The organism is Mojavia sp. (assembly GCF_059505145.1).
Genome location: NZ_JCACKA010000048.1, coordinates 62,851 through 80,152 on the forward strand (window position 1 = coordinate 62,851; position 17,302 = coordinate 80,152).

General features: G+C 41.8%; 15 protein-coding genes. 11 read left to right on the forward strand and 4 right to left on the reverse strand.

What is annotated here, in order from left to right:
• From AC5JL8_RS09900 to AC5JL8_RS09920, 5 genes are all read left to right on the forward strand, one after another.
• Positions 1–1,075, forward strand: a 1,075-nt coding sequence (locus AC5JL8_RS09900) for a PPC domain-containing protein (protein ID WP_495879614.1), incomplete at its 5' end; no start/stop codon positions are given.
• A 419-nt stretch (positions 1,076–1,494) separates the two neighbouring features.
• Positions 1,495–1,989, forward strand: coding sequence for a thioredoxin-dependent thiol peroxidase (bcp, locus tag AC5JL8_RS09905; RefSeq protein ID WP_495879615.1), 495 nt, complete (start codon positions 1,495–1,497; stop codon positions 1,987–1,989).
• Positions 1,990–2,037: 48 nt separating this feature from the next.
• Positions 2,038–2,694, forward strand: a complete 657-nt coding sequence (locus AC5JL8_RS09910) for a restriction endonuclease subunit R (protein ID WP_495879616.1) — start codon at positions 2,038–2,040, stop codon at positions 2,692–2,694.
• Between the two features lie 2 nt (positions 2,695–2,696).
• Positions 2,697–3,323, forward strand: a complete 627-nt coding sequence (locus AC5JL8_RS09915; RefSeq protein ID WP_495879617.1) for a type I restriction endonuclease — start codon at positions 2,697–2,699, stop codon at positions 3,321–3,323.
• Positions 3,324–3,325: 2 nt separating this feature from the next.
• Positions 3,326–4,492 carry an IscS subfamily cysteine desulfurase gene (locus tag AC5JL8_RS09920; protein ID WP_495879618.1) on the forward strand — a complete coding sequence of 389 codons (1,167 nt, stop codon included), beginning with the start codon at positions 3,326–3,328 and terminating at the stop codon, positions 4,490–4,492.
• Between the two features lie 97 nt (positions 4,493–4,589).
• On the opposite strand, the gene AC5JL8_RS09925 is transcribed toward AC5JL8_RS09920, so the two are convergent.
• From AC5JL8_RS09925 to lepA, 3 genes are all read right to left on the reverse strand, one after another.
• Positions 4,590–5,636: a cyanophycinase gene (locus AC5JL8_RS09925; protein ID WP_495879619.1), complete on the reverse strand. Its 1,047-nt coding sequence runs from the start codon at positions 5,634–5,636 to the stop codon at positions 4,590–4,592.
• Between the two features lie 149 nt (positions 5,637–5,785).
• A complete protein-coding gene (locus AC5JL8_RS09930) occupies positions 5,786–6,976 on the reverse strand; it encodes a glycosyltransferase family 4 protein (RefSeq protein WP_495879620.1) in 1,191 nt (396 codons plus the stop codon).
• A 547-nt stretch (positions 6,977–7,523) separates the two neighbouring features.
• Positions 7,524–9,335, reverse strand: a complete 1,812-nt coding sequence (gene lepA / locus AC5JL8_RS09935) for a translation elongation factor 4 (RefSeq protein WP_495879621.1) — start codon at positions 9,333–9,335, stop codon at positions 7,524–7,526.
• A 508-nt stretch (positions 9,336–9,843) separates the two neighbouring features.
• On the opposite strand from lepA, the gene AC5JL8_RS09940 reads away from it, so the two are divergent.
• The 3 genes from AC5JL8_RS09940 (at position 9,844) to AC5JL8_RS09950 (ending at position 12,619) form a co-directional block, all read left to right on the forward strand.
• The gene (locus AC5JL8_RS09940) at positions 9,844–10,080 is read left to right on the forward strand and encodes a hypothetical protein (protein WP_495879622.1); all 237 of its coding nucleotides are present in this window, start codon (positions 9,844–9,846) and stop codon (positions 10,078–10,080) included.
• Positions 10,081–10,255: 175 nt separating this feature from the next.
• Positions 10,256–12,016: a sensor histidine kinase gene (locus AC5JL8_RS09945; RefSeq protein ID WP_495879623.1), complete on the forward strand. Its 1,761-nt coding sequence runs from the start codon at positions 10,256–10,258 to the stop codon at positions 12,014–12,016.
• A gap of 327 nt (positions 12,017–12,343) precedes the next feature.
• Positions 12,344–12,619 carry a hypothetical protein gene (locus AC5JL8_RS09950; protein WP_495879624.1) on the forward strand — a complete coding sequence of 92 codons (276 nt, stop codon included), beginning with the start codon at positions 12,344–12,346 and terminating at the stop codon, positions 12,617–12,619.
• A 348-nt stretch (positions 12,620–12,967) separates the two neighbouring features.
• Here AC5JL8_RS09950 and AC5JL8_RS09955 read toward each other — a convergent pair whose 3' ends face one another.
• Positions 12,968–13,162 carry a hypothetical protein gene (locus AC5JL8_RS09955; protein WP_495879625.1) on the reverse strand — a complete coding sequence of 65 codons (195 nt, stop codon included), beginning with the start codon at positions 13,160–13,162 and terminating at the stop codon, positions 12,968–12,970.
• Between the two features lie 136 nt (positions 13,163–13,298).
• On the opposite strand from AC5JL8_RS09955, the gene AC5JL8_RS09960 reads away from it, so the two are divergent.
• The 3 genes from AC5JL8_RS09960 (at position 13,299) to AC5JL8_RS09970 (ending at position 17,212) form a co-directional block, all read left to right on the forward strand.
• Positions 13,299–13,529, forward strand: a complete 231-nt coding sequence (locus tag AC5JL8_RS09960) for a NifU family protein (RefSeq protein ID WP_214433805.1) — start codon at positions 13,299–13,301, stop codon at positions 13,527–13,529.
• A 195-nt stretch (positions 13,530–13,724) separates the two neighbouring features.
• A complete protein-coding gene (locus AC5JL8_RS09965; RefSeq protein WP_495879626.1) occupies positions 13,725–15,959 on the forward strand; it encodes a glycoside hydrolase family 57 protein in 2,235 nt (744 codons plus the stop codon).
• A gap of 206 nt (positions 15,960–16,165) precedes the next feature.
• Complete coding sequence (locus tag AC5JL8_RS09970; protein WP_495879627.1) at positions 16,166–17,212, forward strand: protein kinase domain-containing protein; 1,047 nt, start codon at positions 16,166–16,168, stop codon at positions 17,210–17,212.
• The last annotated feature ends 90 nt before the right edge of the window (positions 17,213–17,302 follow it).

Genomic DNA, 17,302 nt, shown 5'->3' on the forward strand with positions numbered 1-17,302 from the left:
CCCGCAACCATCTCAACCAGTAAATACTGCACCAACTCCAACCCCGCAACCATCTCAACCAGTAAATACTGCACCAACTCCAACCCCGCAACCATCTAGACCTAGGAATACAAATCCCACTCCCAGACCATCTCAACCAGTAAATACTGCACCAACTCCAACCCCGCAACCATCTAGACCTAGGAATACGAATCCAGTCCCCAATCCTGCACGAGGTGGGTCTATACCTAGACCGTCTAGACCAATAAATACTAACCCAACTCCTCAGCCCGCGAATGATGGCTATGTTAGTCCACGGCAGAGAGTTCGTCAGATTAATACCAAACCCCGTACTATTAGCAATCCCAGTGTTGAGAAATTACCTGGTTACCCATCCGAAACGCTTAATTATAAAGAGATTAACTTTGTAGATGTTGCCTTCGGCATTCTGGACAAGAAAGATTTCAAGTCTCAAGGTAGGTATTTTCATTTCTATCAGTTTGAGGGTAGAGAAAACCAACTCATCCAAATTAGGCTTGGTGGCAGTACTGATTCACGTCGCTCAAATAACTTAAGTCTAAGTCCCTTCATGTTTCTGCTTGACCCTAATAATAACGTTCTTGTAAAAAGAGGTGGCAGTGGAGCGAGTGCAATTAAGGATGCATTCATATTTGTGAGATTACCTGTTAAAGGTAAGTACACGATCGCAGTTACTAGCCGCAATCCTGGAGATACAGGTCGCTATAGTCTGGCGCTTAGGAATGACAGAGCCAGCTACAATCTAGATGAATCTGCACAACTCAGCGGTCAAAGTCTAACCCTGAAAAAAAATAAAAGCCCTTACGATGTTTCCAAATTTGAGGGTAAAAAAGATCAGCTGGTTAGTATTCGTGTAGATAGCCTTTTTGAAGAGTTTTCTCCTTACTTAGTCTTGTTAAATTCTCAAGGGCAGATTATCGCTACGGATAATGCCAAAGATGGTAAGTACAGCGCCCTTATTGACCGAGCCAAGTTACCTGGGGATGGTACTTACTATGTAGTGGTTGTTTCAGCCAGCCCACAAGAACGCGGCAGATACCGATTAACTGTCTACTAAGTACATCTTGCCATACTGACATCTCGCCTGGAACTTCAGTTCCAGGCTGATAGCGCAAGTCCACTGAAGTGGACTCAAATTATGATTCAGTCCTTTAGGATGGAAGATATTATTTTTTCCACGGTAGCTTGGTTCCCATCTCAGTAAGTGCCGAAAAAACTAGGTAGAGAATAAGTAAACTAGCACTGATTAAAAAAAGAACTAAGTCGTTATTCATTTGCGATGAAAGAATAATAAACAGTCATAAAGTTTAATCATCCACCAAAAGGTTGGAACTAAGTGCTGCAATTGTGAAGACTACTTGCACTACTAGCCGGGAAAGATTAATACGTGCGATCGCCCTTTAGGGCACTGCGCTCCGCACAATTGCCCAATCTAGCTACAATTTTAAAGCGATCGCTATTTCTCAAAATTCCATCATGAGCAACATTCCCCAAATCGGACAACCAGCCCCAGACTTCTCCACACCTGACCAACACGAAAGTCCCGTCAGTCTAGGTGATTTCAGTGGCCAGTGGGTTATCCTTTATTTCTACCCCAAAGATGACACCCCTGGTTGTACTACTGAAGCGAAAGATTTTACCGAGTTAAATCAGGATTTCAGCGCACTAGGAGCGAAAATCTTAGGTGTAAGTCCAGATTTAGGCAAGACTCATTGTAAATTTATCAACAAACATAACTTAACAATCACTCTCTTGAGCGACCCAGAACATGAGTTAGCAGAAACTTATGGAATTTGGCAATTAAAGAAATTTATGGGTAAGGAATATATGGGTGTTGTTCGCTCAACTTTCTTAATCAATCCTGAGGGGAAGATTGCTTATTCCTGGCCTAATGTCAAAGTTAAAGGTCATGCTCAACAAGTTTTAACTAAATTGCAAGAATTGGCAGCTATAACGAGTTCATCATCTTAGAATGAAGAAGAGGTTCCAAATAGTTATATTGCATATATTCAATAAGCTATGGTTCAAATTATCCAAGGGCAAAATGTCACTCTCGCATATCTCAAAGAAAACTTTGCTTTAAACAGATCTGAAAATGAGCAATTTTTTACAGAGTGGTTTGACAATTTACCTGAGATAACTGAATTAGAAAAAAAATATTTAGACCGAGTAAAAACTAATTATCTTAGCTTACTGGAAAATGCTCCCATTTTGGAAGATGCAGCCAAATTAGTAGTATTGTCTCCCTTGCTAGATTTGGCTGGTTTTTATCGTCATCCTTTTTACATCGCTACAGAAGAAAGCATAGAGATTAGTGAAGATGTAATTTTAGGTAATGCAGACAAAGAAGAAGAAGAAAAAGAAATTATCAAAGGCAAAATTGATGTATTAGTTATCCAAAATAAGCTGTGGTTACTAATAATTGAATCTAAAAGGTCTACTTTTTCTTTGGCTAAGGCAATTCCTCAGGCGCTTACTTATATGCTAGCTGCTCCTAACCCGAATGAGCCTGTATATTCATTAGTGCTAAATGGAGAAGATTTCCAATTTATCAAACTGAGCAGAAATAATAATCCTATGTATGCTTTATCTGATAGATACACGTTATATAGAAGCGAAAATGAATTATATATGGTCTTGAATATATTAAAAAAATTAGGACAAATTATAAATTAATTATGGTTCAAGTTATTCAAGCCCAAAATGTCGGTCTTGCCTATTTAGAAGAAAGATTTGGTTTGCGACAGGCTGAAAGTGAAGATTTTTTTCCGGAATGGTTTGACCCTCTACCCGAAATCACAGATTTAGAAAAACAATATCTAGACAGAGTTAAAACTAATTTTCTGCGATTGGTAAAGCGTCCACCAATTTTAGAGAATGCAGTCAAAATGGTAGTATTATCTCCTTTATTGGATTTGGCAGGATTTTATCGTGAGCCATTTTTACTTGCTACAGAAGAGTCTATAGAAATAGCTATAGAGGATAAAGGAGAAATAGTTAAAGGACGTATTGATGTTTTAGTTATTCAAGAACAATTGTGGTTGTTAGTCATTGAATCTAAAAGAGCTAGTTTTTCCCTTTTAGAAGCCATACCCCAAGCACTGGCTTATATGCTGGCTAATCCTCATCCAGAAAAATCTGTGTTTGGATGTGTAACAAGTGGAGAAGATTTTCAATTTATCAAGCTAATAAACCAAGCTAAATCTGAGTATGCTTTATCTGATAAATTCACTTTATCCAAGCGGGAAAATGAATTGTATCAAGTTCTTGCAGTATTAAAAAAATTAAGTCAAATTTTCAGTTAATTATGTCTATTCGTCCTATCTACCTAGATTCTCACGCTACCACTCCCGTCGATGAACGAGTTTTGGCAGCAATGCTACCTTATTTCATAGAAAAGTTCGGTAACCCATCGAGTATCAGTCATATTTATGGCTGGGAAGCAGAAGCTGCTGTTAAACAAACGCGGGAAATTTTAGCAGCCGCAATCAACGCTACGCCAGAAGAAATTGTTTTTACGAGTGGCGCTACAGAAGCGAATAATTTAGCTATTAAAGGTGTTGCAGAAGCATATTTCCAAAAAGGACAGCATATTATTACGGTTGCTACTGAACATAAAGCTGTTTTAGACCCTTGTGCATATTTAAAAACCCTCGGTTTTGAAATTACTATTTTGCCAGTTCAAAAAGATGGCTTAATTGATTTAACTGAGTTAGAAAAAGCATTTCGTCCTGAGACAATTTTGGTGTCGGTGATGGCTGCAAATAACGAAATTGGGGTGTTGCAGCCTTTGGAAGCAATTGGGGAAATGTGCCGCGATCGCAATATCATTTTTCACACAGATGCAGCCCAAGCTATTGGTAAAATTCCCTTGGATGTGCAGACGCTGAAAATTGACTTAATGTCGTTAACAGCACATAAAGTATACGGCCCAAAAGGTATCGGGGCGCTATATGTTCGCAGGCGCAACCCCAGAGTGCAACTGGCTCCGCAGCAACATGGTGGTGGACATGAGCGGGGAATGCGTTCTGGCACTTTATATACACCGCAAATTGTTGGCTTTGGTAAAGCTGTAGAAATAGCTTTGGCAGAACAAGCGACAGAAAACCCACGTTTAAGAAGTCTCAGACAAAGACTGTGGGAACAGCTTTCACCACTAGAAGGAATTCATCTCAATGGACATCCAACTCAGCGGTTAGCAGGAAACCTGAATATTAGTATTGAAGGGGTAGATGGAGCCGCACTTGGCTTGGGATTGCAACCAGTAATGGCGGTGTCTTCTGGTTCTGCTTGCACCTCAGCAAACACAGCACCTTCCCATGTGCTGACAGCGCTAGGAAATTCAGAACAGCTAGCATATGCATCCGTGCGGTTTGGGATTGGACGCTTTACTACCCAAGAAGAAATTGATACTGTCGCAAAACACGCGATCGCTACTATTCAAAGCTTACGTAAGCAGACAACCCTGGTGTGAGGGAGCAGCGGAGAGGGGCAGAGGAGAAATGACAAAACACTCTTGACTCTTGCCCAATGCCCTATGCCCAATGCCCCATGCCCAATGCCCTCATTTTTCAATAAGGATCTGAGCTAAACCTACCCCGCTTAACACTTCTGAGATAGTATCCTGATGTTGGTATCTTTCTGAGGTCGAATGTATCGCCACGGGGAACTCGCCAAATTTTGTAGTCGTAATATGTCAGGGGAGTGCGGGGTTTACATACCTCTGGCGGATGATCTCCTAGTACGAAATATGCTGAACCCCTCCCGATAACTTTGGCCATACCGTATTTATCCACAACAACCGATGTCTCTTCGCTAATAGCTATACCTAAAGCGCTTTTAGATACGCCATCCTGAATTTGACGGGCAATAAAAGCCATAATTCGGCCCATTCTTTTACGCCTGTCGAAGTGGGTATCTACGATGGTTCCCTTAAGATACTTCCATGTGAAAAAGTTGTAAGTAAAGGTAATGTCCCGGTAAGGGTCTTCAAGTGCGTCTCTTGTTTCAATGCCTTCTTCAGAAGAAGCGCAAGCATCATAAACGTATTCACTTTGGATCATTGCACCTGCACTCGTACCACCAATAGCACCACCTCTGGCGTAAACTGACTTCACAGCAGCCTCTAGTTTAGTGTTCTTCCAGTTGTGGGTGTATTGGCATTGGTCACCGCCAGCAAAGAAAATTACACCAGCATTTCGTACTTTCTCACAAATCGCAGAGTTGTTTGCATCTTGTCTATTGCTAATAACAAGAGTCTCCACAGATTTCACGCCTTTCATAGGAGAAATTAGGCGATTGTAATCATGATTACCAGCAGCACGGATGACCATAACATCAACTTTGGTGGCGCAGTTAGTACCTCCCCTCACCTGGTTGATCATCCACTGGATTCCCTCCTCGACATCAGGGCCGCCTCCACCCAAGCTATGAACAGGGCCAGCTAAGGAAGGCAAGGTAGGTAATGGCGATAAGGAAGGACTGACATCAACATCAATCTCCTGAAAGTAGCGTGTCAAGTTTGCTGTAATATGGGTTATGAGGGAGGTTCCCATCTTCAGCAACTTGGTTCCTACACTCTTCAACCACTTTGCTATATTTGGAAATGCCATTGACATACTAACCTTCTGGTGCAAACTGCAATTATTGCTAACTCTCTCACCAGAAGGGGTAGAATTCCCAGCGTACAGGGTTTGTACTGTTTTTTAACGCCAAAAATGCAGAGTGATCATTAATTCTCGGCTTGATTTTGTGTTGCTTGTTTAATTTAAAACCAAACTACCTGCGATCGCTCTTGTACAACTCGCTGATAAACATCTTCAGTTTGCTTGGCTAGTTTTGGCCAGCTAAAGCGCCGTTCTAAATCCTCATAAGCATTATCAATCAGCCATTGCCGATAACCTGGATGCTTCAATACTTCCAAAATTCCCCAAGCTATGGAATCGGGATTGTTTACCTTAGTAACAATACCTGTTTTGGTGTGTTGCACCACTTCAGGAAAACCACCAGTATCTGAAACTACTACAGGAACACGAGAAGCAAAGCTTTCTAAGGCAACAATACCAAAGGGTTCGTAAAGACTAGGAAACACAGCACAATCAGCTATAGTCTGGAATTTATCTAAATATTCATCTGAGAGAAAGCCTGTAAAATAGGTCTTATCCCAAATACCCATATCCCAGGCTTGACGCTTGAGATTGTCGGTGTTACCACCACCTACAATCACAAATTTCACGTTACCACCCATTTCCCAAAGTACCTTGGGAGCAGCATTCAGCAATAAAGATACACCTTTTTCATGGGTCATGCGCCCGACGTAGTAAACAATTTTTTCTTCGTCTTTGGCAAATCGGCGGCGAAAATCTTGAGCGTGAAAATCTTGGTGGTGCTGTTTCTTTTCTGGTCGAATACCGTTGTAGATCACATCGATTTTATCCCAAGGGCTGTGTAGCGCTCGTTCTACTTCCCGTCGCATATATTCGCTACATACGATAACTCGCCAAGCTTCGTAAGCTAATAAGTTTTCTTTGCCACTAATATAATATTGAGTTTCAGTGTAAATACCGTTATGGCGACCGTATTCGGTAGCGTGAATTGTAGCAATTAGGGGTATTTTAAAGTTATGTTTAAGAGCGATCGCAGCATCTCCCACTAACCAATCATGGGCATGGATTAAATCAAATGGGCCTTCTTCGAGTATCAACTTCCCGCCATGATGCCCCATACTGTTATTCAGGTTTACTACCCAGTGGAAAAAGTCTTTGCTAGCGGCTATTGGAACCCGATGCACATGCACACCTTCTACTACTTCGTACATTGATGCCTGACCAAACTCCGCTGTAATTAAGTGGACTTCATGTCCTCGTTTGACCATTTCTGGGTATAACTCCGCCACATGACGAGCAATTCCGCCAACTATCCTGGGTGGAAACTCCCAACTCAGTACGAGTATTTTCATTAACTAGACTCCCCGATGCTTTACAAATATCTAAAAAACTCTATTTATCTAAAGTTATAAGGATGGCAATTTCAGTAAGTATGTATACTTAAATTTTTAAATTTATTAACAATTTTTTATTGATATTCCCATTACTATAAACATTTCGCTTTACTAATCTTCATAGTCGAATAACTCTACATTATTTAATGAAACGCCATCATACAGCAATTTCGCAACCTTTGGATTTACTAGTTGCTGATAGAGGTAAACCCTTAGATTGTGCTGGCTCACCAACTGCCCATTAAAATTTTTTATAGCTTATACCAATTTGAAAAAAAGAATGCGACAGATCCACACTCCCAAATCCTTGTGATGTCTACGTTTCTTAATATTGAATTTTGAATTGGTATTAAATTCCCCTAAATCCTATCTCTAGTCTTTTACACAGCCACAATTGGAACAATTCTCAGCAGCACAGCTTTGACAACAGCCAACGGTGGAGTGCAATACAACTTTTGGAGTAGAAAAATAGGGGAAAGAATTTATCTTTTGCTTATTCCTACAATTAGCTTTGATCTAGGCGCAGCACTGCCATAAAAGCTTCTTGAGGAACATCCACTGTACCAACAGATTTCATCCGTTTTTTACCTTTTGCTTGCTTTTGTAAGAGTTTCTTCTTGCGGCTGATGTCGCCGCCGTAGCACTTGGCTAGTACGTCTTTACGCAAAGCAGGGATGTGTTCACTGGCGATCACTTTACTGCCGATAGATGCCTGAATTGGCACTTTAAATTGATGGCGAGGAATTAGTTCTTTGAGCTTCTCCGCCATTGACCGCCCGACGTTGTAAGCTTTATCCCGGTGAACGATCATCGCCAAAGAATCCACCGGATCGCCGTTAATCATAATATCCAGCTTCACCAAAGGATTTTCGCGGTAACCAATGAGGTGATATTCCATGCTGGCATAACCACGCGATCGCGACTTCATTTGATCAAAAAAGTCGGTCACAACTTCTGCCAAGGGCAGTTCATAAGTGAGTGTAGTCCGTCCTTGGGTGAGATATTTCATATCTTTGAAGATCCCGCGTCGGTTTTGCGACAATTCCATTAAAGTACCGACGTAAGTTTCCGGCGTAATCATCTCTACTTTAACGTAGGGTTCCTCAATTCTTTCTCGTTCGTTGGGAGAAGGTAAATGGCTGGGATTATCAATGTACAGTTCTTCTCCTTTAAGAGTAATCACCTTATAAACTACTGAAGGAGCTGTAATAATTAAGTCTAAGTTGTATTCCCTTTCCAAACGTTCTTGGACAATTTCCATGTGCAGTAAGCCCAAGAAACCGCAACGGAAGCCAAACCCCATAGCGCTTGAAGTTTCGGGTTCATAATGCAGCGCCGCATCATTAAGTTTGAGCTTTTCTAAAGCTTCTCGTAAGTCTTCAAATTGATCGGCATCTATGGGGAACATACCGCAAAAGACCATCGGATTTGCTTCTGCATAACCAGGTAAGGGGTCTGTTGCCTTAGCATTGGCAAGGGTAATTGTATCTCCCACACGGGCATCAGCTACAGCTCTAATTGCCGCTGCCAAATAACCTACTTCCCCAGCGTGCAGTTCTTCAACTTGCTTCTGTGTAGGAGAGAGAACCCCTAACTCGTCAATTTCGTATTCTTTGCCGGATGCCATGAGATAGATGCGATCGCCTTTTTTGACGCTGCCATCCATCACCCGGAAGTATACAATTACTCCCCGGTAGCTATCGTAATAGCTATCAAAAATTAACGCCCGTAAGCGCTGATCTACTGTATTAGGAGCTGGGGGTATCCGCTCCACAATTGCTTCTAAAATCTCATCAATGCCAATGCCCTCTTTCGCTGAGGCCAGAATCGCACCACTGCAATCTAAACCGATAATTTCTTCAATTTCACCAATTACCCTATCTGGTTCTGCCCCTGGCAAGTCGATTTTATTCAAAACCGGGATAATTTCCAGGTTATGCTCCAGCGCCAAATAGACATTGGCTAAAGTTTGTGCTTCTACGCCTTGGGAAGCATCTACTACTAATAGCGCTCCTTCACAAGCGGCAAGAGAGCGCGACACCTCGTAAGAAAAATCCACGTGTCCAGGCGTATCAATTAAGTTCAGCACATATTGCTGACCATCTTTAGCTTTGTAGTTCATCCGGGCAGCTTGCAGCTTAATTGTAATGCCGCGCTCCCTTTCTAAATCCATGTTGTCGAGAAACTGTTCCTTCATCTGCCGATCGCCAACAGTGCCAGTGGCTTGGAGTAAGCGATCGGCAAGGGTTGATTTCCCGTGGTCGATGTGAGCAATAATACAAAAATTGCGAATGCGAACTGCGGGAACGTCAGTCATATACTATCTTTGCTGAAGCAGCAACCAAGGTTAAAAGAGCAAATTACTTCATGTATTTTAATGCTTTCTTAGCCAACGTCACTGCTTGCTTTGTTGATATTAAAAATGGAGAGGTGGGAAGAGGGGTGTTACCCCTTTATCCATTAGGGTGTCTTCCTAGCTTCATCTAGGAGGCTAGACTTTCAAGAATCTATAAAAGTCTACTTTTAGCTGCTGGTATTGATCAACCAGAAGCGTACAATAAATATATATAAGTACATAGTGTAGAGATCGTGGGTAATTACAACCCGTAATTGCCCGGAACAATTGATTTACTGACATAACTTCTAAAGCTATTGTCTACTGACTGCTATGAAAAATGCCACTCAAGCCAGAAGCTGTTAGTTTGGTAATATTTCGGGGAACTATGTAACTATAACTTTTCGCGTTTGTCGGTAAACTAACCCGAAATAAGAATGGGGCTGCTTTCCTAAGCTGTTGACGAAACCATTTCTGAGTATATAAACCTATGAATATGAAAGAAAAAGCTACCGATGCGGAACAAAGACAAGCCGAGAAGGTAGAAATCGCTGTCCGTCTGGACTCCGAGTTAGTAGAGCAAATCCAGCATTTAACTAATGACCCTAGTAAAGTCATTGAAGTGGCAATTCGCCAATGGTTGCGGGGCGAGATTTCTAGAGATGATGAACTGACGCGTACCCCTGTACGCACACCTGTTCCACCCAGAGGAGAATGGAATGATTGAGATAATAAATAAACTGTAAATTTAAAATAAAAAAAAATGTAAAATTTGTCTATTTGGATTCTGAAACAACTAAAATACCCAATTCAACAATACGAAAGCTGTAATAATTTATGCCAAACTTAAGCAGCTTTAGTAGCATTATTATCGGCTGCTATTTGTTTATCCAACTCTATTCATGACTATTACTGCCAATTCCAAATTGCCGAACTTATTTCCTAAAAATCGCAAATCTATTGCTAGTCAGAGTGATGAGATATTACCAACTTTAGGAGCCGAGTTGGTATATACACAAGATGAGTCAGGGCGTTACCTGACTTTTTATTGGCAGCAAAGCGAACTCTTGGGATTAAATCCTGAGCAAATAGTTACCGAGTTGAATGAAAAGGAAACCTTCGTACCAGTGGAGAAGGTTGCCTACTTGGAACGTTTGCACAGGATTTTAACAAGTTTGGTACCCGAAAAATTGCAGTGCTGGTTTAGTCATCGCCAGCAGTTGTTTGAGTTGGAGTTGGCAATCAGTCCGATTATGCCGAAATTGGGTAAAGCCGCCACTACAGTTTTGGTAATGGGGCGCTTGCTGCAAGTTACAGCCAACAAAACAGAAGTAGATGCGAAATGTAAAACACCTACACAAATAGAGTTGGCTTTACGCTCACAGCAACACCAGAAACTAGTAAATCGAATTACCAAAAATATTCGACGCAACTTGGATTTAGACATTATTTGGCAGCAAACAGTTGATAGTCTGGGAAAAGCGTTGCGGTTAGAGCGCTGTATTATTTGTCCTTACCAGCCTTCTAGCCCAAAAGTGCGGGTAGCAGCAGAGTATCATCAGCCAGATCGCAGATCTATGCTAAGTGAAGAAATAGATATAGCTTCTGAGCCAGCTTTTGCTCAGGCATTGGCAACCCTGGAACCGATAGTCATGGAAGTGCCAGGTTATACTCTGTGTCCGCAACAGAAAATTTTGGTGGTGGCTACATCCTACCAAGACCAAGCAAATGGATTGGTTGCCTTGAGTTTGCGAGATGAATGCTACCCACTAACAGAATCGGAAATCGAACTAGCAAAAGAGGTGGCGGATCAGTTAGGAACTGCGATCGCCCATGCTACTTTATACAAAGAACTAGAAGCAGCGCGTCAAAAAGCCGAAGAAGCTTCCCGCCTCAAAAGCGAGTTTCTGGCTAATGTATCCCATGAAATTCGTACTCCCCTCAACGGCATGATCGGATTTTTGAAGCTGATTCTGGAGGGTATGGCAGATGATCCAGAAGAACAAAATCAATTTCTCTTAGAAGCTCATCACTTATCGATCCACCTGCTGAACATCATCAACGATATCTTGGATATTGCCAAAATCGAAGCTGGAAAAATGGAGCTAGATTGCGCTCCAGTTCAATTGGCTGAGTTATTTGGTGATGTAGATAATTTCATGCGTCCCCAGGCGGAGATAAGAAACCTCAGTTTTCGGATGCAAATACCTACCACTAGCGATGAAATTATTGTTCAAGGTAATTATCAACGGCTACTGCAAGTTATGCTCAATTTGGTGGGTAATGCGATTAAGTTCACTCAAGAAGGCGGCATTACCATTAGTGCTGACATAGTTATCAAAAAGGCCAATTTTCAAGAACAGCAATTTCCTGGGATGGTGAGAGTGCGAGTTGCTGATACTGGAATTGGTGTTTCCTTAGACAAACAAGACAAATTATTTCAGTTATTTTCTCAAGTTGATGGCTCCCGGACTCGCCAGTATGGTGGTACTGGTTTAGGATTGGCAATATCCCAGAAGTTAGTTGAGGCAATGGGTGGGGAAGTAAATTTTTACAGTCTAGGTGAAGGACTTGGCTCTACAGTCACATTTACAGTACCACTATATCAAAAACCTGTGATCGTTTCCTCAAGCGATAACGACTTACAATATGGTATGTGTTAGTCGAGCGATCGCTCTTTATTACTTACTGCAAAATTCATAATAGATCCTAAGTCCCAAACCCAAGCATAAAACCTGTTTTATTTGTAGATTCAAAAATCATAATCCAGAATTCTGCTGTATTAGTGGATTTTGTGTGGCTATGCCCCTCGATATAGTCTTATATAAAGATATTTTATCACCCTAATCTCAGCAATTAGATGCTTGAAAAGAGATAGGATTGATTGTTTTAATATTATTAAATAATTGCAGAATGTTAGTTTATTTTTTATAGACAATCTGCCAATTTTCGTAAATTAGTAATATTTAGCTAAGTGCTAATTAAAAATCATGGAAAATACATTAGTTGATAAAACCTTCCGTGACAGCAGTGGTAAAATTGTTTTAGCTCAAATGCCAAATTTACCACTTATTGTTTGGGTAGTCACTAGTTTACTAGCTCTAATCTTTACAAGTGGCAACATCAATACAGTGTTAGACGTAGTGGCTAATGGCTCCTTGTTTACTTGGGCTTGGCTGGAATTATTTCAAGGTGTTAATTATTTTCGCAGAGCGCTAGGTCTTGTTGTATTGATTGCTCTTGTTGCATCAAAAATTCAGTATTGATAACGAACTATCCCTGTTGTGTCACTCTCCGAAAAGATTTGCTATTGCTGAATTCTAGAGCTTTTGCATAGCAAGCGATTGGCTTCGCCAGTGCCGTAGGCAATCGCACGATTATTTTCTAATCACAAATACAAGACCCATTTTTTTCTAATAGGATAGCTTGTATTGATTGCCTCATGAGGCTTCTAGCAATCGCCCTCCCGGAAAGTGACAGAAGAGGGCTATAGCGTTTCCTTGTGTCCTGAGGTACAAATTTATCTCCACACCAGCTGCTTCTTGACTGCTGCGTAATGTCTTTTTTTTGTGTCAGCGAGCAACGTTGTAATGAACGATACATAGTACTGTTGCTCACCCATTGATTGTAAGCGTTACCCCAATACTCGCAGTATCCTGACAGCGTTGCGTCTGGATATTTTTCGCTATTTGGGCAAGGTGAGTTTGATAGTTGTCCAACTCACTTTTGATGCTGCCATCCTGTTTTCCGGGTTCCACGTGTCCTTTAAAGTCATCACAAACAAACAACTGACCTTTAACAACTAACAATCTAGCTGCAATTGGATCTAGGATCGTTGTAACAAAGCTAGAAAATAAAGTTTTGGGGAATAGCTTTATATTAGGACTTTAGCTCCCCTATAAACTAATCGCCCAGCGTCTTCGTTAACTTAGCAGGTCTAAAAGTATGGAACTTACAATTGACAATGTGGAAACAGTCTTAGATGAAATGCGCCCTTATCTGATTTCTGATGGCGGAAACGTGGAACTTGTGGAATTGGATGGACCAGTGGTTAAACTGCGGTTGCAAGGAGCCTGCGGTTCTTGCCCTAGCTCTACGATGACCTTAAGAATGGGTATTGAACGCCGCCTTCGGGAAATGATTCCTGAAATTGCAGAAGTCGAACAAGTAATTTAGGGACTGAGTACTGGATACTGGGGACTGGGAAAAAGCAGGGGGAGCGGAGGAGCAGGGGAGCAGAGGAGCAAAGGAGGACAAGGGAAAATAACCGATGCCCAATCCCCAATCCCCAATCCCTAATCCCTTATCCCCAATCCCCAATCTTTAATCCCTAATCCCCAATCCCCAATCCCTAATCCCTTATCATTCCCTATGTCCCATCCTCTCCACGTCGCCTTCATCTGGCATCAACATCAGCCGCTGTACAAATCCCCTGGCAGCGGCGTTTCACTGTCATCTAGCCAAAAGTACCGCCTACCTTGGGTTCGGTTGCATGGCACTAAGGATTATCTGGATTTGGTATTACTTTTAGAGCGGTATCCTAAGTTACACCAAACAGTGAATTTAGTACCATCTTTAATATTGCAACTAGAAGATTACATTGCTGGCACGGCTTTTGACCCTTATCTCACAGCTAGTTTGACGCCAGTTGAACAACTCGATCAACAACAGCGGGAATTTATAGTTCAACATTTTTTTGATGCTAATCACCACACTCTGATTGACCCCCATCCCCGCTATGCTGAGTTGTATACCCAAAGGCAAGAACGAGGACAAGCTTGGTGCTTGGCGAATTGGCAACTGCAAGATTACAGTGATTTGTTAGCTTGGCACAATCTGGCGTGGATTGATCCGCTGTTTTGGGATGACCCAGAAATTGCCACTTGGTTAAAGCAGGGTCGAAACTTTACTTTAAGCGATCGCCAGCGCATTTATTCCAAACAGCGAGAAATCATCAGCCGCATCATCCCTCAACATCGGAAAATGCAAGCGGCAGGGCAGCTAGAAGTCACAACGACACCTTATACTCACCCAATTCTGCCCTTGCTAGCCGATACCAATTCCGGCAGGGTTGCTGTACCAAATATGACGCTGCCTAAGCAGCGCTTTCAGTGGGCAGAAGATATTCCTCGCCACTTGTACAAAGCTTGGGAGTTATATAAAGAACGTTTTGGGCAGGAACCACGGGGTTTGTGGCCTTCCGAGCAATCTGTTAGCCCAGAGATATTACCGTATATAATTAAACAAGGATTTCAGTGGATTTGTTCAGATGAAGCTGTCTTAGGTTGGACGCTGAAACACTTTTTCCACCGCGATGGGGCGGGGAATGTACAAGAACCAGAATTACTATATCAACCGTATCGCTTAGAAACCCCAGCAGGTGATTTGGCAATTGTCTTCCGCGACCATAGACTATCAGACTTGATTGGCTTTACCTACGGAGCAATGCCACCGAAAAAGGCAGTAGCAGACTTGGTGGGACATTTGCAAGCGATCGCTAAAATGCAAAGAGATAGCCACAGTCAACAACCTTGGTTAGTTACCATTGCCTTAGATGGAGAGAATTGCTGGGAATTTTATCCCCAAGATGGCAAACCCTTTCTAGAAGCTTTGTATCAAACCCTGAGCAACGAACCTCACCTAAAACTCGTCACTGTCTCAGAATTTCTCGAACAATTCCCGCCCACAGCAACCATTCCTGGCAACCAACTGCATAGCGGTTCTTGGGTAGATGGCAGCTTTACCACCTGGATTGGTGACCCCGCTAAAAACCGTGCTTGGGACTACCTCACACAAGCCAGGATCACCTTAGCAAATCACCCAGAAGCCACAGAAGAAAATAATCCCGAAGCATGGGAAGCTTTGTATGCCGCAGAGGGTTCCGACTGGTTCTGGTGGTTTGGCGAAGGGCATTCCTCAAATCAGGATGCCATTTTTGACCAGTTGTTTCGGGAACATCTTTATGGTATATACAGAGCCTTAAATGAACCTATACCGTCTTATCTCAAACAACCAGTAGAGGTTCACGCATCACGAGCAGACCATACCCCAGAAGGGTTTATCCATCCCATTATTGATGGTAAGGGTGATGAGCAGGACTGGGATAAAGCTGGACGCTTAGAAATAGGCGGCGCACGGGGAACAATGCACAGCAGCAGCGTCATCCAGCGACTTTGGTATGGAGTAGATCACCTAAATTTCTATTTACGGGTGGACTTTAAAAGTGGCGTTGCGCCAGGGCGGGATTTACCAGCAGAGTTGAATTTGCTGTGGTTCTATCCAAACAAAACTATGATCAATAGCCCAGTTCCCTTAGCGGAGGTGCCAGATATAGCGCCGATGAATTATCTGTTTCACCACCATTTAGAAATTAATTTACTCACGCAATCGATTCAGTTTCGAGAAGCTGGCGATAATTTTCAATGGCATCCGCGTGTCAGCCGCGCTCAAGTAGCTCTGGACAATTGTTTAGAGATAGCAGTGCCATGGGCCGATTTACAAGTTCCACCAGATTATCCCTTGCGCTTGATTTTTGTCTTATCGGATGAAGGACGTTTCTGCAACTATTTGCCGGAAAATGCTTTGATTCCAATTGAAGTACCTTAATAAGAATGGAGGTTCACTCAGTGGAGTAATCCACTGAGTTTAATTGCTTCTTCATACTTGTATTTTTCCGATAATTTATAGAGAGTGATTTTCTCTGGCTTTTTAAATTTTTTATTGAAAATTTTGCAAAGATATAGTAATTCTACTAGCGTCAAGGCAGCTTTATCTTTAAATTAAAGGTAATAAAGACTACCTGTTCTTGAGCGATGAATCGATTTTCTCCACCAATAACGCATTATTCCGAGAGCATTTTGCAGCAAACTCGGCTTGGTCGGATGTGCGGTTCTCAAGAGCTATTTCGCGATCGCTATAAAATTGTCAAAATTCTAGGTAGAGGTGGTTTTGGTATCACCTTCTTAGCCAAAAATGCTGTACTACCTGGCCAGCCCTTGTGTGTAATTAAGCAACTTTGCCCTAAGGTAACTAGTGCTAAAAGTTGGGAAAAGGCTTGCCAGCGCTTTGAAAAAGAAGCGAAAGCTTTGGGTCAACTAGGTAGTCATCCTCAAATTCCCATGCTCCTGGACTACTTTGAAGTTTATGGGGAATTTTACTTAGTTCAAGAATACATACGTGGTTACACTTTGGCGCGAGAAGTGAGACGAAATGGTCCCAAAAATGAAGTTACAGTTAAACAGTTTTTGCAAGAATTTCTACCAGTATTGCAGTATCTTCATCAACATCACGTCATTCATCGAGATATTAAGCCTCAAAACTTATTGCGCTGTGAGGACGACCAGCGATTTGTGCTGATCGATTTTGGCGCGGTGAAAGAGGAATTGATTAACGCTGGTGAAGACTCCAGCAATAAAAACGCTACTACTAATTTTGTCGGGACGATGGGCTTTGCACCACCTGAACAGTTATCTTTACATCCAGTTTATGCAAGCGATATTTATGCTCTTGGTGTGACTTGTCTTTATTTGCTAACTGGTAAAGCACCTTTAGAATTTGAATATGACCCGAATACTGGTGAGATATGTTGGCAAAAAGAGGTAAATGTGAGTGACACTTTTGCTAATATTTTGGGCAAAATGGTAAAAATTTCCTTAAGGGAGCGTTTTAAGACTGCTCATGATGTCATTAGGGCCTTGGAATTGGAAAACTATGTACCATCTTTGACTAACTGTTTAACTAACCAACCACTCAGAAGCAAAAATCAGACAAAAGCAGAAGTTTCTCAAATCTACGTGTCACCTGTCAAAAGAACTGCGATCGCTATTCGCAAATGGAAAGAAAAACTCCAAAATAAATAGCCATAGAGCAAATTGAACTAGTATTTACCTCAAGTATTAAATTAACAATTAACCAATCAAATTTTTCTATAATAAAATAACTAGTATGAA